Below are 22180 nucleotides of genomic sequence, written 5' to 3' on the forward strand. Positions count from 1 at the left end.
CCGGGGACCCGTGTGAGAGACCTGTTCCGCAAGATCCGCAAGACCGGGCGCGTCGCGGAGGACGCTCCCGGGGCGCCCGCGCCGGCGCTTCCGGAGCGCGCCCGCGACCTTCGCGGATCGCTCCAGATCCGGCATGTGGACGCGGGCTCCTGCAACGGCTGCGAGGTGGAGATCGCCTCGGCGTTCGGGCCCGTGTACGACGCGGAGCGCTACGGCGTCCGGCAGGTCGCCTCGCCCCGGCACGCGGACGCGCTCCTCGTGACGGGGCCGGTCACGCGCAACATGGAGATGGCGCTCCGCCGCACTCATGAGGCCGTCCCCGAGCCCAAGGTCGTCATCGCGCTGGGCGACTGCGCGCGGAACTGCGGCCTCTTCGCCGAGGCGTACGGCGTCGTGGGCGCGGTCGGGGACGTGGTCCCGGTGGACGTCGAGGTCCCCGGATGCCCGCCCGCGCCGGAGGCGATCGTGGCGGCGCTGCGCGGACTGACCGGGCGATGACGCCCGTCGCGTTCACGGCCGTCCTCGTCCTGAACCTCGCCGCCGCGGTCGCCGCGCTCGTCCTGCCGCGCGGGCCCAGGCGGGCGGCGGCCGGGACGCTCACGGCGGCCGGGGGCGCGGCGGCCGTCGTCGCCGGAGCGGCGGCGCTGCGGGGCGGCGGCTGGAGCGTCCACCTGCCCGGCCTGCTGCCGCTCGCGGGCGTCCGGCTCGCGCTGGACCCGCTCGGCGGCCTCTTCCTCGCGGTCACCGGAGCGGTGGCCGTGTGCGCCGCCGTCTACGGGATCGGCTACACCCGGCACGGCGGCCTGGACGGACGCGTCCCCCAGGCGATGGCGCCCGTTTTCCTGGCGGCGATGGCACTCGTCCCCGCGGCGGCGAGCGTGAGCACGTTCCTGCTGGCGTGGGAGCTGATGGCGCTCGCGTCGCTGCTGCTGGTCGTGGCCGAGCACCGCCGCCGGGACGAGGTCCGGACGGCGGGCCTCTGGTACGCGGTCATGACGCATCTGGGGCTGGTGGTGATCCTCGCCGGGCTGGCCGGGTTCGCGGCGGCGGCGCACGGCGAGTCGTTCGAGCGGCTCCGCGCGGCGGCGGACGGGCTCCCCGACGCCGGGCGCGCCGCCGTCTTCCTGGCGGTCTTCGCCGGTTTCGCGTCCAAGGCCGGGATCGCGCCGCTGCACGTGTGGCTGCCGCGCGCCCATCCGGAGGCGCCGAGCCACGTGTCGGCGCTGATGAGCGCGGCCATGGTGAACCTCGGCGTGTACGGGATCGTCCGGGTCGGCTTCGACCTGCTCGGCGGCGGGACGGCCTGGTGGTGGCTGATCGTCCTGGCGATGGGCGGCGCGTCCGCGCTCTACGGCATCCTCCAGGCGGCGGTGGCGCGCGACCTCAAACGGCTGCTGGCCTATTCGACCTGCGAGAACATGGGCCTGGTGCTGGTCGGCGTCGGAGCGGCCGGGCTGTTCGCGGCGTCCGGCGACCGCGCGCTGGCCGCGCTGGCGCTGACCGCCGCGCTGCTGCACGTGGCCAACCATGCGGGGTTCAAGACGCTGCTGTTCCTGGCGGCGGGGTCCGTCCTGGACGCCACCGGCACCCGCGACCTGGACGCCCTCGGCGGCCTGCGGACCCGGATGCCCGCCACCACGGCGCTGTTCGGCGCCGGCGCGCTGATGGCCTCCGCGCTCCCGCTCGGCAGCGCGTTCGTCAGCGAATGGCTGCTGCTGCAGAGCCTCGTCCACGCCCTCCCGTCCGGCGGGACGACGACGGCGGTCACGATGCCGCTCGCCGTCGCCGCGGTGGCGCTGTCGGCGGGCCTCGCGATCGCGACGTTCGTGAAGGCGTTCGGCGTCGGGTTCCTGGCGCGGGCGCGCGGCCCGGGGGCGGAACGCGCGCGGGAGGCCCCGGCGCCGATGCTCGCCGGGATGGCCGCGGCCGCCGCGTGCTGCGTCGTCCTGGCGCTGTCCCCCGGGCTGGTCCTGCCCGTCGTGGCCCGGTCCGTGGCCGTCGCCGTGCCGGGGCCGGACGCCGTGACGGGCCCGGTGACCCTCCACCTCGCCGGTACGGCCGGGACCGTGTCGCCGCTGCTCATCGCCGCGTTCCTGCTCGTCGCCGTGGTCGGGCTGCTCGGGCTCGTGCGCGTCGCCGCGACCCGCCGGGCGTCCCGCCGCCGCGCCCGGCTCTGGGACTGCGGCGCCGGCCCCATGACCGCGCGCATGGAGTACACCGCCACGTCGTTCGCCGAGCCGCTGCAACGGGTCTTCGACGACGTGCTCGCCCCCGAGACCGACCTGGACGTCACACCGCTGAAGGAGTCGGCCTACCTCGTGGACAGCGTGACCTACCGGACGCGGGTGGGCGACCGGGTCGAGCACCGGCTGTACCGTCCCGTCCTCACGGCCGCCGCACGCGCCGGCGAGGCGGCGCGCGGCCTGGCCAACGGCAGCGTGCACCGGTACGTCGGCTACGGCTTCTACACCGTCGCCGGCCTGCTGATCGCCCTGGCGGTGGTCCGGTGAGCGGGATCCTCGGGACGGTGCTCCAGGTCGTCCTCGTGGCGGCCGGCGCGCCGCTGCTCGTCGGGCTGATGCGCCAGATCCGCGCCAGGGCGGAGGGACGGGCCGGCGCGGGCGTCCTGCAACCCTGGCGCGACCTGCGCAAGCTCATGCGCAAGGAGCCGATCACCCCGCACGGGACGGGCCCCCTGTTCCGGACGGCGCCGCTCGTGCTCGCGGGCACGACGCTCGTGGCCGCCGCCGTCGTCCCGATCGTCACGACGTCCTCCCCGCTGGACGGCGCCGCCGACCTGTTCGCCGTGACCGCGCTGCTCGCGCTCGGCACGGTCGCGCTCGCGCTCGCCGGGCTCGACACCGGCACCGCCTTCGGCGGCATGGGCGCGAGCCGCGAGATGGTCGTGCTGGCGCTGGTGGAGCCCACCATCCTGCTGTCGACGTTCGCGCTGTCGGTGCGGGCCGGCTCCACGAACCTCGGCGCGATCGTCACCGCCACGCTGGACGACCCGCAGCGGGCCGTGTTCCCCGCGAGCCTGCTCGCCCTCGTCGCGCTCGTGGTCGTCGTCATCGCCGAGGCGGGCCGCATGCCGGTGGACAACCCGTCCACCCACCTGGAGCTGACGATGATCCACGAGGCGATGGTGCTGGAGTACGCCGGGCCCGACCTCGCGCTCGTCGAGTGGGCGTCGGCGATGCGGCTGACGGTGCTGCTCGGCCTGCTCTCCAACCTGTTCGTCCCCTGGGGCGTCGCCGGGGACTCCCTCGCCGCGCTGCCCGCCGGGGCCGCGGCGATCGCCGTGAAGGTCGCGGTCGCCGGCGCCGCGCTGGCCGCCGCCGAGGTCTTCATGGCCAAGCTGCGCATGTTCCGGGTGCCGGAGCTGCTCGCCGGCTCGTTCGTCCTCGCGCTGTTCGCCGTCGCCTCGTCCTTCTTCCTGGTGGCGCCGTGAACCACACCGCCTACGTCCAGCTGCTCGACGTCGCGTGCGGCGCGTTCCTGCTCGCCGGCGTGCTGGTGCTGTGGCGCCGCGACCTCGCCGCGATCGTGCGGCTGTTCGCGCTGCAGGGCGGGGCGCTGGCGCTGCTCATCGCGGTCCTCGGCGTCCACGAGGGGGACGCCGGGGTCGTCGCGCTGGCCGCCGGGATCGGGGTGCTGCGCGCGGCCGTCCTGCCGTGGCTGCTGCGCCGCGCCATGACCGCGGGCGGGCCGGGACGGGAGACGCGGCCCCTGGTCAACGTGGCGGCCTCGCTCACCGTCGCGGCGCTCCTCGGCCTGCTGTCCTACGCCGTCACCCGGCCCGTCGTGCGGCTGGACCCGACGCCCGCGACCCACGCCGTCCCGATCGCGCTGACCGTCGTGCTCATCGGGCTGTTCGTCCTCGTGACGCGGCGGCGCGCCCTGTCGCAGATCGTCGGGTTCCTGCTCATGGACAACGGCATCACCGCCGTGGCGTTCCTCACCACCTCCGGAGTGCCGCTCATCGTGGAACTCGGCGTGTCCCTCGACGTGCTGCTCGCGGTCCTGGTGCTCCAGGTGCTGACCGCGCGGATGCGCGCCGCGTTCGGCGACACCGACCTGGACGACCTGCGGGAGTTGCGCGACTGATGACCCTGCTGCTGATCGCCCCGATCGGGGCGCCGCTGCTGGCGGCCGCCGGCTACGCCGTGCTGGGCTGGCGGCGCGGCACGTGCTGGCTCGGCGCCGCGGCCGCCGCGGCGGTGCTCGCGGCGGGCGCCGCGCTCGCCGCCGCCGGACCGCGCACCGGCCCGGCCGGGCTGCTGCGCGCCGACGCGCTCAGCGCCTACATGCTCATCGTGATCGGCGCGGTCGCGCTGCTCGCCATGCTCGCGAGCCCCGCCTATCTGGCCGCCGAGGAGGCCGCCGGGCACGCGACGGCCCGCGACGCGCGCCGGTACGGCGTCCTCACCCAGGCGTTCGTCGCCGCGATGGCGTTCGCCGTCCTCGCCGCGAGCCTCGGCCTGCTGTGGGTCGCGATCGAGGCGACGACGATCCTGACCGCGTTCCTCGTCGGGCACCGCCGCACCCGCAACGCGACCGAGGCGGCCTGGAAGTACGTCGTGATCTGCTCGGCCGGGATCGCGCTGGCGCTCCTCGGCGTCGTGCTGCTGCACTTCGCCGCCCGGCACGCCCACGTCCCGTCCTCCGGCGCCCTGGACTGGACGGAACTCGCCGCCCACGCCGGACGCCTCGACCCCGACGTCACGCGCATCGCCGTCGCGCTCCTCGTCCTCGGGTTCGGTGCCAAGGCCGGGCTCGCGCCGCTGCACGCGTGGCTGCCGGACGCGCACAGCCAGGCGCCCGCGCCCGTGTCCGCGCTGATGTCCGGCGTCCTGCTGTCGGTCGCGTTCTACGCCGTGCTGCGCGTCAAGGTGATCGCGGACGCGGCGCTCGGCGGCGGGTTCGTCCGCGCGCTGCTGCTGGGCGTCGCGCTCGCGTCCCTCGCGCTCGCGGCGGCCCTGCTGCTCGCCCAGCGCGACTACAAGCGGATGCTCGCCTACTCCAGCATCGAGCACATGGGGCTGCTCGCCCTCGGCGCCGCGATCGGGACGCCGCTCGCCATGGCCGGCGTCCTGCTGCACGTGCTCGGGCACGGCCTCGCCAAGTCGGTCGCGTTCCTCGCGTCCGGGTTCGTCCAGCAGGCCACGGGCACCAGCCGGATCAGCGCCGTGCGGGGCTTCGCGGCCCGCTCGCCGCTGGTCGGCGGCGCGTTCGGCGCCGCCGTGCTCGCGCTGCTCGGCTTCCCCCCGTTCACCCTGTTCGCCGCCGAACTCGCCGTGTTCCGCGCCGGGTTCGCCGCCGGGCTCGGCTGGGCCGTCGCCGCCGCGCTCGCCCTGCTGCTGGTCGCCACCGCCGCCGTCGCCGCCGGGACGGCCCGGATGCTGCTCGGCGACCCGCACCCCGGGCCCGGCGCCGCGACGATCCCGTCCCGCCCGCCGATCGGCGCGGCCGCCGCGCTGCTGCTCGGGCTCGCGGGCTGCGCCGCGCTCGGCGTCGGCCTCGGCCCCCTGCACTCCCTCCTCCTCGACGCCGCCGCCGTCCTCGGAGCGCGCTGATGACCACGACCGTCCGCGACGTCGCCGCCGCCCGGCTGCCCGAGCACGCCGCCGCCCTGCTGGGCGCCGGGCACCGCCTCGCCCTCGCCGCCGCCCACGACGACCCGGACGGCCTCCGCGTCGTCTACCTGTTCACCGCGGGCGCCCCCGACCGCCGCGCCGAACTGCACGTCCGCCTCGACCGGGACGACCCGGCCGTGCCGAGCCTGGCCGCGCTCAGCTTCCCCGCCGGACGGTTCGAACGGGAGATGCGCGACCTGTACGGGATCGTCCCGGTGGACCACCCGCTGCCGCGCCGGCTCGTCCGGCACCACCACTGGCCGCGCGGCTGGTACCCGATGCGCGCCGACGCCGGTCCGCCGCCCCCGTTCGGCGACCCCGAGGGCCCCTACCCGTTCGTCCAGGTCGAGGGGCCCGGCGTGTACGAGATCCCGGTCGGCCCGGTGCACGCGGGCATGATCGAGCCGGGGCACTTCCGGTTCTCCGTCGTCGGGGAGAGCATCCTCAAGCTGAAGGCGCGGCTCTGGTTCGTCCACCGGGGGCTGGAGAAGCTGTTCCAGGGACGGGTGCCGGGCGACGCGCTGCACCTCGCCGAACGCGTCAGCGGCGACACGACCGTCGGCCACACCCTCGCCTACTGCCTCGCCGTCGAGGACGCCGCCGGGTGCGTCGTGTCGCCCGGCGCGCAGCGCATGCGGGCCGTCCTGCTCGAACTCGAACGGCTCTACAACCACGTCACCGACCTCGGCGCGCTCTGCAACGACGTCGGCCACTCCGTCCTGAACGCCCAGTTCGGCCGCATCCGCGAGCAACTCCTGCGCCTCAACGCCGACGTCACCGGCCATCGGCTGCTGCGCGGCGGCGTCCTGCTCGGCGGCGCCGTCCTGCGCACCCTGCCCGACCGCGCCGCGTTCGAGGCGATCGGGGCCGACGTCGCCGAACTCGTCGACCTCGCCCTCGGGCACACCGTCGTCGCCGACCGCTTCACCGGCACCGCGCCCCTGCCCGCCGGCGCCGCCCGCGACCTCGGCGTCCTCGGGCCGGTCGCGCGGGCCAGCGGACTGGACGCCGACGCCCGCCGCGACCACCCGTTCACCGACCTGCGCCCGGCCCTGACCGTCCCCACCGCGACGACCGGCGACGTGCTGGCCCGCTTCCAGATCCGCGCCCGGGAGATCGCCGCGTCCCTGGAGATCGTCCGCGACCTGACCTACGCGGCGAACCCGGGCCTGGTCTCCGCGTGGCCGCCGACCGCCCGGACCGGGCACGCCGCCGGCACCGGGATCGTCGAGGGGTGGCGCGGCGCCATCGCCCACCGCGTCGAACTCGCCCCGGACGGGACGGTCGCCCGAGCCAAGATCGTCGACCCGTCCTTCTTCAACTGGCCGGCCCTGCCGGTGGCCCTCACCGGCGCGATCGTCCCCGACTTCCCGCTGGTCAACAAGAGCTTCAACCTCTCCTACGCCGGCAACGACCTCTGACAGCGTAGGACCGTCAGTGGCGCCAGGGGAGGCGGACGGGTTCGGCGGGAGTGCGTCCGGCGAGCAGGTCGGCGAGGAGTTCCGCGAGCATCAGCGGGTAGACGGGCTCCCGCGCGTCCGCCAGCTCGTCGAGCGTCCACCAGCGGTGCTCGGTGATGTGCTCGCGCTCGAACGCGGTGCAGCCGGTGGTGTCGACGTCGTGCGCGGCCGTGCGGTGCAGGAAGAAGTCGTCCCGGAACACGCCGCTGGCCCAGGCGAGGTCGGCGTGGCCGGAGCACAGGGCGACCCGCGGGCCGAGGGCGGCGGGGGAGACGATCAGGCCGGTCTCCTCGCGCAGCTCCCGGGCCGCGGCCGCCCGCAGGGACTCGCCCTGCTCGACGCCGCCGCCCGGAGTGATCCAGCAGTGGCCCGCCCCGGGCTCGCCGGCGACCCTCGGCCAGCGGAACAGCAGGACGCGGTCGGCGTCGTCCACCAGCAGGATCCGGGCGGTGCGCCGCCGGTAGCCGCCGTCGGGCACCGGCTCGTCCGCGATGCCGGACGGGGTGCCGCTCACGTGCCCGCCTTCACGCGCCCGCCGTCTATGTGCCCGCCGTTCACGTGCCGAGTTCGGTGCTCAGCTTGGCCAGTTGCTCGTCGTAGATGGCCCGCAGCCCCTTGGGGGCGAAGATCCGCTCGAAGAAGCCTCCGATGCCGCCCGCCCCGTCCCAGGTGGTCGTCACCTGGACGCGCGAGCCGCCGGCGGCGGGGGAGACCGCCCAGGTGGTGACCATGGAGGAGTTGGCGTCCCGCTCGACGAGCCGGTCCGCGCCCTCGGCGCTCACGGTGAACAGGCAGTCGCGCACCCGCTTGCTGGTCGCTGCCAGCTTCCAGTGCACCAGCGTGCCCTCGCCCTGGCCGCCCTCGCGCACCTCGTACTCGCTGAAGTGCTCGGTCAGCATGCGGGAGCGCACACCGGTGTAGTCGCCGAGGGCGGCGAGCACCTGGTCCGGGTTGGCGTTGAGCGTCTTCTCTGCGGTGGCCACGACTTGTCCCATGCCGCTCATCCTCCCACCGTGCCGGGCGCCCGCGCGGGCCGCGCCATGCCAATGATCGGAAATCGTCCGGCCGGCCGCCCTACAATCGTCCGGTCTGTACCCGGCAGGGAGGTCCGTCCCGTGAGCGGTGAGCATCATCCGGAGTGGGTGATCGATCCCGAGATCCCCAGCGTTGCGCGGATGTACGACTACTACCTCGGCGGCAAGGACAACTTCGCCGCCGACCGCCGGGCCGCCGACCAGGTGGTGGCGGCGATGCCGAACGTCCTGGAGTTCACCCGCGCCAACCGCCGCCTGCTGTCGCGGGCCGTGACGATGATGGCCGGACGCGGCGTCCGGCAGTTCCTCGACATCGGCTCCGGGCTGCCGACGCAGGAGAACGTGCACGAGGTGGCCCAGCGCGCCGCCCCCGGCTCCCGCGTCATCTACGTCGACAACGACCCGATCGTCCTCACGCACGCCCGCGCGCTGCTGGCCGACAACCCGCTGACCACGGTCGTCCAGGCCGACCTGCGCGAGCCGGAGGCCGTCCTCGGGCACCCCGAGGTCAAGTCCCGGATCGACTTCGACCAGCCGGTGGGCCTCCTGCTGCTGGCCATCCTGCACTTCATCCCGGACGAGGACCGTCCGGCGCGGATCGTGGCGGGGCTGCGCGCCCGCCTGGCGCCCGGCAGCTACCTGGCCGTCTCGCACGGCTACCGGGGCGCGATCAGCCGGGACGTCGAGGACCAGGTGCGGTCCGCCTACGGCAGGACGGGCGCGGGCGACCTCATCCCGCGCGGCGTCGACGAGGTCATGGCGTTCTTCGAGGGCACCGAACTGGTCGGGCCCGGCCTCGTCCAGGTGGCCGACTGGCGCGCGGACGCCGAACCGCTCCAGTCGGACATGTCCCCGCCCGGCTTCCTCGCCGGCGTGGGACGGGTCGTCTGATGCTGCCGCTGGAGCTGCTGTTCAGCCGGGAGTTCAGCGAGGACCCCTACACCGCGTACGCCGAGCTGCGGGCGTCCGGGCCCGTCCACCCGATCGACTTCCCGCGCGGCGCCACCGCCTTCCTCGTCGTGGACCACGAGCACGGCCGCGCGGCGCTGAACGACCCGCGCCTGTCCAAGGACGCCGCGCACAGCGCCCTGCCCGTCGACGCGGAGCAGTTCTTCGGCGGCACGATGCTCGCCATGGACCCGCCCGGCCACACCCGGCTGCGCGGGCTGATGGCCAAGGCGTTCACCGCCGGGCGGGTCGAGAAGCTGCGGCCCCGCGTCCAGGAGATCGCCGACGCGCTGCTGGACGGCATCGCGGCGCGCGGCGGGGCCGACCTGATCGAGGCGCTCGCCGTCCCGCTGCCGATCCAGGTCATCTGCGAGCTGCTCGGCGTCCCGGCGTCCGACCGGGCCCGGTTCCGCGAGTGGACGGCCGTGCTGACCGTCCCGGCGCTGACCGCGCAGGCCCGCGCCCGCCGCCGCGAGGCCGCCCAGGCGTTCACCGGCTACCTCACCGAGGTCATCGCCGAGCGCCGGGCCGCCCCGGCGGACGACCTCGTCAGCGCCCTGATCACCGCCCGCGACGGCGACGCGGCGCTGACCGGGGCCGAACTGCTCAACGGCATTGCCCTGCTGCTCATCGCCGGGCACGAGACGACGGTCAACCTCATCGGCAACGGCGTGCTGGCCCTGCTCCGGGCGCCCGACCAGCTCGCCCTCCTGCGGGCGCGGCCCGAGCTGCTGCCGTCCGCGATCGAGGAGCTGCTGCGCTACGACGGCCCGGTGGAGCGGGCGAGCCAGCGCATCGCCCTGGAGGACATGGAGATCGCCGGGACGCCCGTCCCCAAGGGGTCCTGGGTGCACGTCTCCCTCGGCGCCGCGGACCGCGACCCCGCCGCGTTCGAGGCCCCCGACCGGCTGGACGTGACCCGCGCCCCGAGGCGGCACGTCGCCTTCGGCCACGGCCTGCACTTCTGCCTCGGCGCCCCCCTCGCCCGCCTGGAGGGCCAGATCGCCATCGGCGGGCTGCTCGACCGGTTCCCCGGCCTGGCCCTCGCCGTCCCGCCCGCCGACCTGCGCCACCACCGCACCGGGTCCATCGTCCGCGGCCTGAAGGCCCTGCCCGTCCGCGTCTGAGCGCGCACGGCCGAAGAGGATTTTTACCGTTTCCCATCCTGGACATAAACGGTCACCGGAAGGCGGGCACGCGTTAGCATCTTGGGCTGAATGTGCCGGTTCACTCGATCACGGGCGGGAGAATCCACGGTGGGTCAGGACGCGGTTCAGGAGATTCCGCCGGGAAGGGAAGGCGACACCCTTCCCCTCATCGTTTCGGTGAGCGAGGACGGCGACACGATGGGGCTCTTCTCCGGTTCGGACGGCGAGGCACGGCTCCGCCATATACCGCTGGACGTCCTCAAAGAGAATCTGCGCCGAACCGCCGATTCGCTGCGCGGCCTGCTGGGCGATCTGGCCATGAGCACCGACGGCTTCCGGCTCAAGGAGGCCCAGATCGGGGTGGAGGTCTCCGCCGAGGGCGGCATCCAGATCATCGGCACGGCGAAGGTCGGCACCAAGGCGAACATCATCCTCGTCTTCGGCGAGTGAGGGCCCGTGGGACGTTTCCGGGCGCTGCTCCTCGGCGTCGCCGAGTACCAGGATCCCAAGCTCCCGCCCTTGCCGTTCGTCCCTGACGATCTCGTCAACGTGGCCACCGCGCTGGAGGCGCGGGGCTACGCCACCGAGATCCCGGACGACAGCGGCCGACTGGGGCAGACGCGGATCCGCAGCGAGGTCAGCCGCTTCCTGATCACCGCCGAGCCGAACGACACGCTGCTGGTCTACCTCAGCGGGCACGGCGCGCACGGAGAAGGCGTCGACTACCTGCTGCCCAGCGACGCCGACACGAGCTGGCTGCCGCTCGCCGACGTGGCCGTCCCGCTGAACACGTGGCGGTCGGCGATCGAGTCGAGCCGGGCGGGCGGCATCGTCTTCCTCGTCGACGCGTGCCGGGAGGGCTTCCAGGAGAACACCAAGTCGATCGGCGCGCGCACCCGGTGGTCGCACGACAAGATCGTCCGGTCGGCGCGGCGGAACGTCGCGTGGATCTTCCCCTGCACGCCCGGACAGGTCTCGCAGTTCGTCCGGGACGCGCCGGACGGCCGATCGTTCAGCCTCTTCGCCGCCGCCGTGGAGCGCACGATCAGCGGGTGCGCCGCGCAGGCGACGCTGGCGGTCTTCGCGGGCGCCATCGCGGAGCACATGGCCGCGCTGACGGCGGAGCGCCCCCTCGCCCCCCAGCAGACGCGAGTGGCCGGGGAGTTCGACGGCGACGGGTTCGTGGTCCTGCCCGGCTCGGTCGTCGACCGGGAGGCCGACGACTGGGTCGCGGCCGCGGCCAAGCACGTCGCGTGGGAGAAGGCCGCCGACGTCCACGGGATCGAGTCCCTCAAGGACGACGTGACGTCCCTCGTCCGCCACCTCGCCGACGCGCACGTGACGACGGAGGCGGATCTCGCGTCCGACCCCTGGCACGACGGACGGTTCGCGCTGCGCATGTGCGACCAGATGAGCCTCATCGTCGGTTCGATCCTCGGCGACCTCAGCCTCACGCCCGCGGAGGCGGCGCTGCTCGTCGCGCTGCCCTTCGTCCATCACGTCCACTGGTCGCGGGCCGTCGCCGACGCCAGCGCCGTGGACCCGTTCGACCTCTCTCCCGCCACCGCGCCGTCGCCCGGACGCGAGCGATTCGAGTCCTTCGCCCGCGGCCGTCCCCGGCTGCTGCGCCGCGCCGCGGCGGCGGGCGCCGCGGGCGACCGCGAGGTCGCGGGGCAGATCGGCTGGTGGCTCCTGCACCGCTGCGTCACCGGCAGCGCGGAGATGTTCGGCGAGCGCGCGGTCGTCGAGTCGCTGGCGGGATGGGCCCCGGCGAGTCCGCTCGCCGGGGAGGTGCTGAGCGCCGGGCGGCTCAGCGAGATGGTCCGGCTCCTGTACGCCGACCCGGGCTTCATCGCCCGCACCGACCGTCCGCACGGCCTCTCCTCGTCGCTCACGGTGGCCCCCGGGCTGCTCGGGGAGCAGGGGCTGCGGGAGCGGCTGGTGGCCTACCTGCTCGTGGTCGCGCACCGCATGGCGATCGAGACGACCGGGCTGCCCACCGTGCTCGTGGAGCATGTCGGCATCCCCAAGTCCGTCGTTCCGGAGGACGTGCTGCGGTCCGTGGGCGAGGCGCGCTGGGAGCCGCGGGGCTCCGGCCGCGCCCTGCGCGCCGCCTGCTCGCACCCCGCGGTGGAGGTGGCGCTGCGCGAGCACGTCGGCGCCCTCGACCGCCTGCTCGCCGACCTCGGCAACGCGGACGACCCGTCCCTCGCGGGGCTGAAAGGGCTCCCCCGGTACGCGGACCCGAGCCAGGTGCGGGCCGCGGAGACCGAACGGGGACCGGCGTACACCTCGGCGGGGATCCGGTTCGAATTGAACGAGGCCCGCGTCCAGGAACTGCTCATGGGCGAGAACCTTTACGGGGACGCCGACCTCGCCATCCGCGAGATCTACCAGAACGCCCTCGACGCCTGCCGTTTCCGGCGCGCCCGCACCGAGTACCTGCGCGCCACGGGAACGCCGGTGCCCGAATGGGAGGGCAGGATCCGCTTCACCCAGGGCATCGACGACCAGGGCCGCCCCTACATCGACTGCGAGGACAACGGCATCGGAATGGGCGTCCGGGAACTGCGCGACGTCTTCGCGCAGGCCGGCGCCCGGTTCGCCGAACTGCCCGAATTCCTTGAAGAGCAGGCCGAGTGGGAATCGCTCGACCCGCCGGTGAAGCTCTACCCGAACAGCCAGTTCGGCATCGGCGTGCTCAGCTACTTCATGCTCGCCGACGACATCACGGTGACCACCTGCCGCCTCGGCCGCGACGGCAGGCCCGGGGAGCGGCTCAAGGTCTCGATCGCCGGACCGGGCACGCTCTTCCACATCGAACCCCTGGGCCCCGGGACGGACACGGGCACGGTACTGCGGCTCCACCTGCGCTCCGTGGGCGATAAGAAGCCCGTCTCCTGTACACAATCACTGCGGAACGTACTGGAGTACTCGGAGTTCCACGTCGAGGCCAGAGACGGTGCCTTCTTCGAGACGTGGCGGCCGTACGAGATGAAAGAGAACCCGCTGGTCGCCCTTTATCCCCGCCCCGGTTCGCCGGTCTGGTGGTGGGATGGCGAGGGGACCGTCCTGGTCGACGGACTGAAGACCAACGAATCCTGTTTCGGGGTCATCGTCAATCTGACTGGGGAGAACGTCCCCGAACTGTCGGTCGACCGCAAGGACGTGCTCGATACCCCCAAGAACCGGAAGATCCTCACGCGTGTGCTCTCAGGCGCCGTGGACGCTTTCGAATCACCCGAGATCCCGCTGCCGACGTTCGACTGGCTCTGCGAGTTCGCCGAGCAGCAGCCGATCGTCGCGGATCTCATCTTCCAGACGGCGCTGGATGCCGGGCGCTCGTTCCAGCTCAACGGCCGGAGCCTCGACTTCACCCGCCTCGGTCTGCTGGCTTCCGATCGGCTGCTGCTCCAGCCCGCTGACTCGTATCGGAAACCGGAGTACTACATACGGAGCCTGAAGGAACGTCGGGAACGCCGTGGGGCCGAGCCGCTGACCGACCATTTGATGCGATGGCGCATGGACGGGTTGGCGAGGTCATGCGCTCCAGGGGCTTCTGCTTCCGACCATCGAGCGAGGCCCTCCGACGGGATAATTCTCGACGGCAATCCGGAGAAACCGTACGCGATGCGCACCGGCCGCAAGCACTGCTGGGTGGACGTCTCCGAACCCGTCCCCGTCCGCCAGGTTGTGGAGGCCGCGACGAGAACCGGGTATTCCCTCGGCGAGGTGGCGAACCGGCTCGCCCAGTTGGGATACGAACTCCCGCAGGGGCTGCTCACCCTGGGCGAGGCGGAGCCGGCGGACATCCTGATCATCAGCCGGGACCTCGACGGCGTCGGGCCATGGCTGGCCGAGCGCGATTCGGCGGGAGCCGCGGCAGAAGTCGACACGGGACACATCGTGGCGGGCGCGGCGCAGACCGGCCGGCCGATCTCCAGAGTGGCCAAGCGGCTCGTCGCCCTCGGATTCACCGTGCCGCGCGTCCTCCTGGACGCCGGCATCGCCGAGCCGGCCGACCGCATCCTGCTCAGCCAGGATCTCGACGGCAACCCGCCCTGGTTGAGACCGCTCGACGAGGAGGGTGATCCGGTACCGGTCCCGGCGGGCCACATCATGTCGGCGGCGGCACAACTCGGCCGCGACGCCGTCCGCGTGGCCGATCGCCTGGCGGGCTTCGGCTTCACGGTTCCCGAGCCGCTGCCCGTGCAGGGTCGGCTCGGTCCGGACGATCGAAGGCTGCTCAGTCTGCATTTGAACGGCCTTCCGCCGATGGTCCCCGGAGCGGCGACCGTCCCTCTGGGACACCTTCTCTTCGCCTCCGAACGGCTGGGAAAGGGCGTTGAGGAGATCGCGCGCCGTCTTGGCGAACTGGGCTTCCGCCTGCCCGGGGCATTCGCCGGCGGGAACGCCGGCGATCTGGGAATCCTCAGCCTGAACTTCGATGGCCAGGCTCCATGGCTGGGCATGCGGGGATGGGTCCGTTCCCGCCACGTCGTCAATGCCGCGATCGAGTGCGGGCGCCCGGTGGGTGATGTGGCCCGCAGACTGGCGGACCTCGGTTTCGACCTTCCGCAGGCGATCCTCGACGCCGGGGACGTCCAGCCGGGCGACGATCTGCTGCTCACCAGATACTTGCAGCGGAGTGGGTTCGCCCTGCGCCAGTGGGACGATGACGATGTCCTCGTTCCCGTCGCGGCCGGGCACGTCGTCACGGCCGCGGAGAAACTCGGATGCTCGATCGGCCAGGCCGCACGGCGCCTGTCGCAGTTCGGTTTCCTCGTCCCGTCCGGGCTCACCCGGCTCGGTGCCCCGCAACCTGGGGACAGGCTGCTGACCAGCAGGGACATGACCGGAAACTGGCCATGGCCGGTCGGCGGTGTCGTACCGCTGGGGCACATTCTGACGGGTGCCGGGCGATGCGGCCGCCGTCCGGAAGAGGTGGCCCGGCGCCTTGAGGAATTCGGGTTCACCATTCCGCCGCTACCGGATGAAGGTTTCGACTCCATCGATCTCACCCTGATGAGCCGTGAACTCGCCATCCTTCCTCCACCCGAGATGCTCTACATGCGGCAATACGACGACTGTGGCTGGTGGCTTGACCAGGAGGCTCCGGTGCCGCTCTGGAACCTGGTGGCGGGCGCCGTGCAGGCCGGTATTTCCGTCGCCTCCGCCGCGGACCGGTTGCGCGCCCTCGGGTTCGACGTCCCCGATATCGCGGATCTGCCCGAGGTGTTGGAGCGCCCCGGCTGAGGATGGAGGCTGTCGGCGGCCGACCGGGGGTCAGTAGCGGTTCGTTGCGGCGTCCCGGTCGAGGTCCTCGTCGATCTGCTCCGCGGAGAAGTCCTTGATGCCGATCTGGTCCTTGACGATCCGGCCGAGCGTGGGCAGGGACGCGCGGTCCGGCCAGGTGTCGGGCCGCCAGAGCGACGAGCGCAGGAACGCCTTGGCGCAGTGCATGTACAGCTCCTCGACGTCGACGAGGAGGGCGAGGCGCGGGCGCCTGCCCTTGACCGCGAGGTCGTCGAAGAACGGCGCGTCCGACACGAGCGTCGCGCGGCCGTTCACCCGGAGCGTCTCGTTCATGCCCGGCACGATGAACAGCAGGCCGACGCCGGGGTTGCGCAGCACGTTGCGGAAGCTGTCGACCCGGTGGTTGCCGGGCCGGTCGGCGATCGCCAGCCGGTGGTCGTCCAGCACGAGCACCGACCCGGCGGGATCTCCCTTGGGGGAGACGTCGCAGGTCCCGTCCGGGTTGGAGGTCGCCAGCAGGACGAGCGGCGAGTGCGCGATGAGCGTGCGCGCGTGCGCGTCGATCCGGGCGATGTCCTTGTCCCAGATGATCTGCGACGGCTCCTGGACGATCTCCCGGAGCTCGGCCTCGGTCCGCACCGCACGGATCTCAGAAGGATGCATCGTCCGAATATAAGGTAAGCCTAACTTCAAGGGGGGATCGAGGCTCGTGACGGAATCGCGGCTCGCGGGGGAGACGCGCACGCTGCCCGCCCTCGCGGCCGGGCCGGTCGAGATGCCGCACGCGATCATGGGCTGGAGCGAGGAGTTCGCCCGCGACACGACGTGGAACGAGCATTCGCACCCCTTCCACGAACTGCTCTGGAACGAGCGGGGCGCGTCCACCGCCGTGGTGGGGCCGCGGGTCTGGACGGTCACCCCGGCGCTCGGGCTGTGGATGCCGGCGGGCACGCTGCACTCGGGCTCGGCGACCGCCGGCACCTGGTGCCGCGCCGGCTTCTTCGGCTTCGGCGCGGTGCCGTCGATCTCCGGCACGCCCGTCGGCGTCGAGATCACCCCGCTGCTCCGGCTGCTGCTGAAGCGGCTCGCGGGCGCCGCGCTCCCGGCCGGTTCGCGGACGCTGACCGAGGCCATGGTGCTCGACGTGCTCGTCCCGTCCCCGCGCGAACTGCTGCTGCGGATGCCCGCTTCCGACCTGCTGCGGCCGATCGCCGACGCGGTGCGCGCCGATCCGGGCGACCGGCGGACGCTGGCCGACTGGGCGTCCCGGCTCGGCGTCAGCGCGCGGACGATCACCCGCGCGTTCAACGCCGAGACCGGGACCAGTTTCGCGCGGTGGGTCGCCGCGGTGCGCGCCCAGCACGCGGTCGCGCTGCTCGGCCGGGGCTGGGAGATCGACGTCGTGGCCGAGGAGGTCGGTTACCGGTCGGCGAGCGCGTTCGGCGCGGCCTTCCGGCGGACGACCGGGCTGACGCCCGGCGCGTTCCGGGCGGGCTGACCCGGCGCTTCCGTGTCCCGATCTCGATAACGGATGTCCCAAACGGGTGATTGCGACATTCCGGTCATCCGCTCTAGGGTTCCGACCAAGGCAAGCCTTACCTAACTCTCTTGCCGCGTCGCAGGACCCTGACAGTGGAGTACGGATTGAAACGCCCACACAGCCTTCGCCTCCTCGCCGTGCTGGCCGTCCTGCTGGGCGGCATCGTGGCCTGCGGCGACTCGACGGAGACCAAGGAGGCGAGCGCGGGCGGCGGCCCGGCGAGCGCCTTCCCGATGACGATCAAGCACGCGCTGGGGACGACCACCGTCAAGGCGAAGCCGACGCGGGTGGCCACGGTCAACTGGGCCAACCACGAGGTGCCGCTCGCGCTCGGCGTCGTCCCGGTCGGCATGGCCGCCGCGAACTTCGGCGACGACAACGGCGACGGCGTCCTGCCCTGGGTCGAGAAGCGCCTGAAGGAGCTCGGCGCCAAGACGCCCGTCCTGTTCGACGAGACGGACGGCGTCGACTTCGAGGCCGTCGCCGACACCAGGCCCGACGTCATCCTGGCCGGCTACTCCGGCCTGACCAAGCAGGACTACGACACCCTGAGCGAGATCGCTCCCGTCGTGGCCTACCCGGACGCCCCCTGGGCGACGCCGTGGCGCGAGGTCGTCCGGATGAACGCCAAGCCCCTGGGGCTCGCCGCCGAAGGGGAGCGGCTCATCACCGGGCTCGACGGCGGCATCAAGACGGCCGTCGCGAAGTACCCGCAGCTCAAGGGCAAGACGGCGATGTTCATGACGCACATCGACCCGGGCGACGTGAGCAAGATCGGCTTCTACACCACGCACGACACCCGCACGCTGTTCTTCGAGGACCTCGGGATGGCGTTCCCGAAGAGCGTCACCGAGGCGTCCAAGGGCACCGACAAGTTCGCGCTCACCCGCAGCACCGAGCAGATCGACGACTTCGACGACGTCGACATCATCGTCGGCTACGGCGACGGGAAGCTCGCCGAGCAGATCCGCGAGGACCCGCTGCTGTCGAAGATGCCGGCCGTCGAGCGGGGCTCGATGTACCTGATGTCCGGCACGACGCCGGCGGGCACCGCCGCCAACCCGACCCCGCTGGCGATCTCGTGGGTGCTGGACGACTACGTCAAGGCGCTGGCCGCGGCAGCGGACAAGGTCAAGTGACAGCGGTCCACACCGACCGCGCGCCGGACGCCGCCCTCGTGCGGCGTCCGGCGCGCGTCCGCGTGCTGTGGCTGCTCGCCGCGGTCGCGGTGCTGGCCGCCGCCATGGCGGCCTCCGTCGCGCTCGGCTCGCGGGACGTCGCCTGGTCCGACGTCCGGGCCGCGCTCGGCGGCGCGGAGGACACCCTCGGGCAGGCGGCCGTCGCCAAGCGGATCCCGCGCACCCTGCTCGCGGCGCTGATCGGCGCGGCGCTCGCGCTGTCCGGCGCCGTCATGCAGGGCGTGACCCGCAACCCGCTGGCCGACCCCGGCATCCTGGGCGTCAACATGGGCGCGTCCCTCGCGATCGTCGTCGCCGTCGCCCACTTCGGGCTGACGTCGCCGACCGGGTACATCTGGGTCGCGATGGCGGGGGCCGCGGCCGCCGCCGCGTTCGTCTACGGCGTCGGGGCGCTCGGCCGCGGCGGGCCCACGCCGCTCAAGGTCACCCTCGCCGGCGCCGCGACGTCGGCGGCGTTCGCGTCCCTGGTCAGCGCCGTCGTCCTGCCCCGCAACGACATCGCCGGGGGCTTCCGGCTCTGGCAGATCGGCGGCGTCGGCGGCGCGTCCTACGAGCGCATCGGGCAGGTCCTGCCGTTCCTCGCCGCGGGGTTCGCCGTGTGCCTGCTGTCCGCGCGGGCGCTGAACTCGCTGGCCCTCGGGGACGAGGTCGCCGCCGGGCTCGGCGAGCGCGTCGCCGTCACCCGGCTCACCGCGTCCCTCGGCGCCGTCGTGCTGTGCGGCGCGGCGACGGCGGTCGCGGGGCCGATCGCCTTCGTCGGCCTCGTCGTCCCGCACGCCTGCCGCCTGCTCGTCGGGGTCGACCACCGCTGGCTGCTCCCGGCGTCCGTCCTCGCCGGCGCGTCGCTGCTCACCGCCTCCGACGTGGTCGGACGCGTGGTGGCGCGGCCCGAGGACATCGAGGTGGGCATCGTGACGGCGGTCATCGGCGCCCCGTTCTTCATCCACATCGTCCGCCGCCAGAAGGTGCGTGAGCTGTGAGCCCGCCCGCCCCCGCCCTCCCCGCCGCCGGGCCGGCGACGGCCCGGGCCGTCGCCCGCGGGCGCCGCGGGCGCGCCGCCCGGCGCCGCCTGATCATCGGGACGCTCGGGGCGCTCGTCGCCGCCGGGTTCGCCGTCACGCTGATGGCCGGGCAGACGTTCTACCCGCCCGGCGACGTGCTCCGCGTCGTCCTCGGCGAGCAGGTCCCCGGGGCGTCCTTCACGGTCGGGCGGCTCAGGCTGCCGCGCGCCGTCCTCGCCGTCGCCGCCGGGTTCGCGTTCGGGCTGGGCGGCGTCACGTTCCAGACGATGCTCCGCAACCCCCTCGCCAGCCCCGACATCATCGGCATCAGCTCCGGGGCGAGCGCCGCCGCGGCCGTCGCGATCGTCGTGTTCTCCCTCGGCGGGACGCAGGTGTCGGTCTTCGCGATCGCCTCCGCCCTCGCCGTCGCCCTGCTGATGTACGTGCTGGCGTTCCGGGACGGCGTCGTCGGCACGCGCCTCATCCTGATCGGCATCGGCACCGCCGCGATCGGCGACAGCGTCACCTCCTACGTCCTGTCCCGGGCCGGGGAGTGGGACCTGCAAGAGGCCACGCGGTGGCTGACCGGCAGCCTCAACGGCACGACCTGGGAGCAGGTGCTGCCGACCCTCGCCGCGCTCGCCGTCTGCACGCCCGTCCTGCTGCTGCTCGCGCGCGACCTGTCGGCGCTGGGCCTCGGCGACGACACCGCGTCCGCGCTCGGCGTCCGCGTCGAGCGCACCCGGATCGCGGTGATCGTCGCCGCCGTCGGCCTGATCGCGTTCGCCACCGCGGCGGCGGGGCCGATCGCGTTCGCGGCGTTCCTGTCCGGCCCCATCGCGGCCCGGCTCGCCGGGACGGGCGGCTCGCTGCTCGTGCCCGCGGGGCTCGTCGGGGCGCTGCTGGTCCTCGTCGCCGACTTCGCCGGCCAGTTCGCGTTCGGCACCCGCTACCCGGTCGGCGTCGTCACCGGCGTCCTCGGCGCCCCCTACCTCGTCTACCTGATCGTCCGCACCAACCGTGCCGGAGGCTCGCTGTGACCACGTCCCACACCCTCGCGGCGGAGCGCCTCACCCTCGGCTACGGCGACCGCTCCGTCATCGACTCCCTCGACCTGGCCGTGCCGCCCGGCGGGATGACGGCCATCGTCGGCGCCAACGCCTGCGGGAAGTCGACGCTGCTGCGCTCGCTGTCCCGGCTGCTCGCGCCCCGCGCGGGCCGCGTCGTCCTGGACGGCCGGGAGGTCCACCGCACGCCCGCCAAGGAACTGGCCCGCACGCTCGGGCTGCTGCCCCAGTCGCCGATCGCGCCGGAGGGCATCACCGTGCTCGACCTCGTCTGCCGGGGCCGCCACCCCCACCAGGGCGTCTTCTCCCGGTGGAAGGCCGCCGACGACGCCGCCGTGGCCGCCGCGCTGGAGGCGACGCGGACCGCGGACCTCGCCGACCGCGCCGTCGACGAGCTGTCCGGCGGGCAGCGCCAGCGGGTCTGGATCGCCATGGCGCTGGCCCAGCAGACCGACCTGCTCCTGCTGGACGAGCCCACCACCTTCCTCGACGCCAGCCACCAGATCGAGGTGCTCGACCTGCTGACCGACCTGAACCGGACGCGCGGCACCACCATCGTGATGGTCCTGCACGACCTCAACCTCGCCGCCCGCTACGCCGACCACCTCATCGCCCTCGCCGGCGGACGCGTCCACGCCTCCGGCGCCCCCGCCGGCGTCCTCACCGAGGACGTCGTCCGGGCGGTCTTCGAGCTCGAGAGCCGCATCATCGAGGACCCCGTCTCCGGACGTCCCCTGATGCTCCCCATCGGCCGCCACCACGTCCGCGCGGAGCGGGTCCCGCCTCAGCGGCGGACCTCCTGAACGGCGGCCGCCGCCGGGCGTCCGATTCCGTTCGCTTTCGTCCGAGGTGTTGCCGGGACGGCTCGGACGCGCCTTCGATGTAGGCGCCGATCACTTCGGCGGAGGCCGGCGCGCGGGGGCGCCGGCCGGCCGGATCGGGCATCACGGGGCGACGGGCAGCACGGGGGCGATGTGATCACGCGAAGAAGGGCGACGACGCGCGGCAGGGCCACGACGCGCGACGGGATGACGACGCGCGACGGGATGGTGACGCGCGACGGGACGATGGCGCTCGGCGCGGAACCGGCGTCCGGCGACCGGTGGAACGGGCCGCGGCGGGCGGTGCTGTCCATCGGGCTGCTGGGCCCGCTCGACGTGTCCGTGGACGGACGCCCGGTCCCGCTGACGGCGGGCAGGCTGCGCACCCTGCTGGCGGCGCTGGCGCTGTCGGCCGGCCAGGTCGTGCCGGTCGAACGCCTGGCCGCGGCGGTGTGGGCGGACGAGGAGCTGCCGGGCAACGTCCGGCGCAGCGTGCAGACCTACATCGCGCGGCTGCGCGGCGCGCTCGGCCCGGAGTCGATCGGCTCCAGGCCCACCGGCTACGTCCTGCACGCCGATCCGGACCGCGTCGACGCGCTGCGGTTCGGCCGCCTCCTGCGCGCCGCCTCGGCCGCGCCGGACGCCGCCGGCGAGCGCGCGCGGCTCGCGGAGGCGCTGCGCCTGTGGCGCGGCCGGCCGCTGGAGGGCGTGCCGTCCGGCCCGCTGCGGGAGTCGGAGACGCCCTGGCTCGTCGAGCGCTACCTCGCCGCACTGGAGCGGCGCGTCGACCTGGACATCTCCGCCGGCCGGCACGGCGAACTGGTGGTGGAGCTGAGCGAGCTGACCGCGCGGTATCCGCTGCGCGAGTCGCTGTGGGCGCGGCTGCTGATCGTCCTGTGCCGGTCGGGCCGCGAGGCCGACGCCCTGGCGCGGTACGAGCAGGTCCGGGTGCGGATCGCCGCCGAGATCGGCGCCGATCCCGATCCGACGCTCCGGCGGATCCACGCGGATCTGCTGGCGCGGCGAACGCCGAGTCTCCAGGAGGCCGCCCGCAGCGATTGATCAAGACC

19 protein-coding genes are annotated in these 22180 nt (G+C 73.8%); 16 read left to right on the forward strand and 3 right to left on the reverse strand.

Features of this window, described 5'->3' with window-relative positions:
* Positions 1-12 precede the first annotated feature (12 nt).
* The 6 genes from ACA511_RS11875 to ACA511_RS11900 are packed head-to-tail and all read left to right on the forward strand — an operon-like array spanning position 13 to position 7057.
* On the forward strand, positions 13-498 hold the full coding sequence (locus ACA511_RS11875) for an NADH-quinone oxidoreductase subunit B family protein (RefSeq protein ID WP_375024188.1): 486 nt from the start codon (positions 13-15) through the stop codon (positions 496-498).
* Entirely contained in the window at positions 495-2510 is a 2016-nt protein-coding gene (locus ACA511_RS11880) for a proton-conducting transporter membrane subunit (RefSeq protein WP_375024189.1), read from the forward strand. The genes ACA511_RS11875 and ACA511_RS11880 overlap by 4 nt, the downstream gene beginning before the upstream one ends.
* Positions 2507-3451, forward strand: coding sequence for a respiratory chain complex I subunit 1 family protein (locus ACA511_RS11885; protein WP_375024190.1), 945 nt, complete (start codon positions 2507-2509; stop codon positions 3449-3451). Before ACA511_RS11880 ends, ACA511_RS11885 begins: the two co-directional genes overlap by 4 nt.
* Entirely contained in the window at positions 3448-4107 is a 660-nt protein-coding gene (locus ACA511_RS11890) for a hypothetical protein (protein ID WP_375024191.1), read from the forward strand. The genes ACA511_RS11885 and ACA511_RS11890 overlap by 4 nt, the downstream gene beginning before the upstream one ends.
* Positions 4107-5576, forward strand: coding sequence for a proton-conducting transporter membrane subunit (locus tag ACA511_RS11895; protein ID WP_375024192.1), 1470 nt, complete (start codon positions 4107-4109; stop codon positions 5574-5576). Before ACA511_RS11890 ends, ACA511_RS11895 begins: the two co-directional genes overlap by 1 nt.
* A complete protein-coding gene (locus ACA511_RS11900) occupies positions 5576-7057 on the forward strand; it encodes an NADH-quinone oxidoreductase subunit C (protein WP_375024194.1) in 1482 nt (493 codons plus the stop codon). The genes ACA511_RS11895 and ACA511_RS11900 overlap by 1 nt, the downstream gene beginning before the upstream one ends.
* A gap of 13 nt (positions 7058-7070) precedes the next feature.
* Here ACA511_RS11900 and ACA511_RS11905 read toward each other — a convergent pair whose 3' ends face one another.
* Together ACA511_RS11905 and ACA511_RS11910 are read right to left on the reverse strand one after the other, a co-directional pair.
* Complete coding sequence (locus tag ACA511_RS11905) at positions 7071-7610, reverse strand: NUDIX hydrolase (protein ID WP_375024195.1); 540 nt, start codon at positions 7608-7610, stop codon at positions 7071-7073.
* 40 nt (positions 7611-7650) lie between these two features.
* Complete coding sequence (locus tag ACA511_RS11910) at positions 7651-8091, reverse strand: SRPBCC family protein (RefSeq protein ID WP_375024196.1); 441 nt, start codon at positions 8089-8091, stop codon at positions 7651-7653.
* A 120-nt stretch (positions 8092-8211) separates the two neighbouring features.
* On the opposite strand from ACA511_RS11910, the gene ACA511_RS11915 reads away from it, so the two are divergent.
* The 4 genes from ACA511_RS11915 (at position 8212) to ACA511_RS11930 (ending at position 15482) form a co-directional block, all read left to right on the forward strand.
* Positions 8212-9021 (forward strand): SAM-dependent methyltransferase, encoded by an 810-nt coding sequence (locus tag ACA511_RS11915; RefSeq protein WP_375024197.1) that lies wholly within the window; start codon positions 8212-8214, stop codon positions 9019-9021.
* Entirely contained in the window at positions 9021-10205 is a 1185-nt protein-coding gene (locus ACA511_RS11920) for a cytochrome P450 (RefSeq protein ID WP_375024198.1), read from the forward strand. The genes ACA511_RS11915 and ACA511_RS11920 overlap by 1 nt, the downstream gene beginning before the upstream one ends.
* 198 nt (positions 10206-10403) lie before the next feature.
* Positions 10404-10676 (forward strand): hypothetical protein, encoded by a 273-nt coding sequence (locus ACA511_RS11925; RefSeq protein ID WP_375024199.1) that lies wholly within the window; start codon positions 10404-10406, stop codon positions 10674-10676.
* A gap of 6 nt (positions 10677-10682) precedes the next feature.
* Entirely contained in the window at positions 10683-15482 is a 4800-nt protein-coding gene (locus tag ACA511_RS11930; RefSeq protein ID WP_375024200.1) for a caspase family protein, read from the forward strand.
* Positions 15483-15512: 30 nt separating this feature from the next.
* Here the strand turns inward: ACA511_RS11930 and ACA511_RS11935 are convergent, their stop codons facing one another.
* Complete coding sequence (locus ACA511_RS11935; protein WP_375024201.1) at positions 15513-16145, reverse strand: pyridoxamine 5'-phosphate oxidase family protein; 633 nt, start codon at positions 16143-16145, stop codon at positions 15513-15515.
* 46 nt (positions 16146-16191) lie between these two features.
* Between ACA511_RS11935 and ACA511_RS11940 the strand changes: the two genes are divergently transcribed.
* The 6 genes from ACA511_RS11940 (at position 16192) to ACA511_RS11965 (ending at position 22172) form a co-directional block, all read left to right on the forward strand.
* Positions 16192-16980 carry a helix-turn-helix domain-containing protein gene (locus tag ACA511_RS11940; protein ID WP_375024202.1) on the forward strand — a complete coding sequence of 263 codons (789 nt, stop codon included), beginning with the start codon at positions 16192-16194 and terminating at the stop codon, positions 16978-16980.
* 146 nt (positions 16981-17126) lie between these two features.
* A complete protein-coding gene (locus tag ACA511_RS11945) occupies positions 17127-18161 on the forward strand; it encodes an iron-siderophore ABC transporter substrate-binding protein (protein ID WP_375024203.1) in 1035 nt (344 codons plus the stop codon).
* Positions 18158-19201, forward strand: a complete 1044-nt coding sequence (locus tag ACA511_RS11950; protein WP_375024204.1) for a FecCD family ABC transporter permease — start codon at positions 18158-18160, stop codon at positions 19199-19201. The genes ACA511_RS11945 and ACA511_RS11950 overlap by 4 nt, the downstream gene beginning before the upstream one ends.
* Positions 19198-20262 (forward strand): FecCD family ABC transporter permease, encoded by a 1065-nt coding sequence (locus ACA511_RS11955; RefSeq protein ID WP_375024205.1) that lies wholly within the window; start codon positions 19198-19200, stop codon positions 20260-20262. Before ACA511_RS11950 ends, ACA511_RS11955 begins: the two co-directional genes overlap by 4 nt.
* Positions 20259-21092, forward strand: a complete 834-nt coding sequence (locus ACA511_RS11960; protein ID WP_375024206.1) for an ABC transporter ATP-binding protein — start codon at positions 20259-20261, stop codon at positions 21090-21092. Before ACA511_RS11955 ends, ACA511_RS11960 begins: the two co-directional genes overlap by 4 nt.
* Before the next feature lie 171 nt (positions 21093-21263).
* Positions 21264-22172: a BTAD domain-containing putative transcriptional regulator gene (locus ACA511_RS11965; protein WP_375024207.1), complete on the forward strand. Its 909-nt coding sequence runs from the start codon at positions 21264-21266 to the stop codon at positions 22170-22172.
* The last annotated feature ends 8 nt before the right edge of the window (positions 22173-22180 follow it).

It is taken from the genome of Actinomadura sp. GTD37 (assembly GCF_041951365.1).
Lineage (GTDB): Bacteria > Actinomycetota > Actinomycetes > Streptosporangiales > Streptosporangiaceae > Spirillospora.

What these genes read in the sequence shown, in the direction of transcription:
- ACA511_RS11880 (WP_375024189.1), top strand. Translation starts at nt 495, where the DNA reads ATGACGCCCGTCGCGTTCACGGCCGTCCTCGTCCTGAACCTCGCCGCC.
- ACA511_RS11895 (WP_375024192.1), top strand. Translation starts at nt 4,107, where the DNA reads ATGACCCTGCTGCTGATCGCCCCGATCGGGGCGCCGCTGCTGGCGGCC.
- ACA511_RS11900 (WP_375024194.1), top strand. Translation starts at nt 5,576, where the DNA reads ATGACCACGACCGTCCGCGACGTCGCCGCCGCCCGGCTGCCCGAGCAC.
- ACA511_RS11910 (WP_375024196.1), bottom strand. Translation starts at nt 8,091, where the DNA reads ATGGGACAAGTCGTGGCCACCGCAGAGAAGACGCTCAACGCCAACCCG.
- ACA511_RS11920 (WP_375024198.1), top strand. Translation starts at nt 9,021, where the DNA reads ATGCTGCCGCTGGAGCTGCTGTTCAGCCGGGAGTTCAGCGAGGACCCC.
- ACA511_RS11935 (WP_375024201.1), bottom strand. Translation starts at nt 16,145, where the DNA reads ATGCATCCTTCTGAGATCCGTGCGGTGCGGACCGAGGCCGAGCTCCGG.